This window comes from Paenibacillus sp. A3, assembly GCF_001399685.1.
In the GTDB taxonomy this organism is placed as follows: Bacteria; Bacillota; Bacilli; order Paenibacillales; family NBRC-103111; genus Paenibacillus_G.
Genome location: NZ_JTHN01000430.1, coordinates 1 through 1,065, shown reverse-complemented (window position 1 = coordinate 1,065; position 1,065 = coordinate 1). Strand labels below are relative to the sequence as shown.

Genomic DNA, 1,065 nt, shown 5'->3' with positions numbered 1-1,065 from the left:
ATGTCGGGGAAACGGTGGACATCCAAATTCCCGTCCGGGTCGTCGGCATCCTCAAGAAGCCGGAGGGCGTTCCCGATGATATGCTGATTCATCAGAAGACGGCGTTCGTATCGCCGGCACTCGGCAAGCGGCTTCAGGAAGCGATCATTCAAATGAATGGCGGCAAGGTCAAGGAAGATAAGAACTCCTCGCAGACGGCCGAGTATAACGAGGTCAAAATTAAGGTGGACAGCAGCGCCCATGTCAAAGAGCTGGAATCGCTGCTCAAGAAGCTGAAGCTCACCGTGCAGACGAATCTTCACCGCGAGGAAAGCATGCAGAACGAGCTGCTCATCGTCCGGCTGATCTTCGGCGGCGCCGGGGTCTTTATTTTGTTCGTCGCCTCGATTTCGATCATCGTCGCCATGACGATGTCGACCTATCAGCGCAGGCGGCAGATCGGCATCATGAAAGTGCTGGGCGCCAACCTAAGCCAAATCCGCAACATGTTTATGGTCGAATCGGCGCTGCTCGGGCTGCTCGGGGGCCTGGTGGGCATTCTGGTGTCGTATTGGGTCATTTGGGGGATCAATATCGCCATCATGCAGTTTACACCTCCAAGAGCGGGATCTCAGGTGGAAATTTTGTTTATCAGTCCATGGATCCTGCCGGTCGGTCTGTTCTTTGCCATCATGACCGGCGTGCTGTCCGGCATTTATCCGGCCATCAAAGCGTCGCGCACGGACGCGCTGACCGCCATCAAACGAGACTAAACGTTTAGGAGTTATGCAGCTATGAAAAAAAGAACTTGGTTCGCCGCCGTAGGCGCCGTGCTGGTGATCGGCGTGACGGGGCTGTTATATTGGCAAAGCCGGCCGCAGAACGCATCCCGTCCGGCAGTTTCGCAAGCAACGAACGCATTGAAATTCAAAGCCGTCCGCGAGGATCTGACCAACATTGTCGAAGTGAAAGGAAAGTCCTCCTATCAGAAGGAAACATACATAAACGCTCCGTTCGGCGCCTACGTCACGGCGTGGTCCGTTAAAGACGGCTCCCAAGTGGCCAAAGGCGACGTGCTGTTCCGGC

General features: G+C 55.4%; 2 protein-coding genes. Both read left to right on the top strand.

From position 1 onward, the window contains the following. Positions 1-752 (top strand): ABC transporter permease (locus QJ48_RS35190; protein ID WP_157261893.1); only part of this gene is annotated, 752 nt, incomplete at its 5' end. A gap of 21 nt (positions 753-773) precedes the next feature. Then, positions 774-1,065 (top strand): biotin/lipoyl-binding protein (locus QJ48_RS35185; RefSeq protein WP_157261892.1); only part of this gene is annotated, 292 nt, incomplete at its 3' end.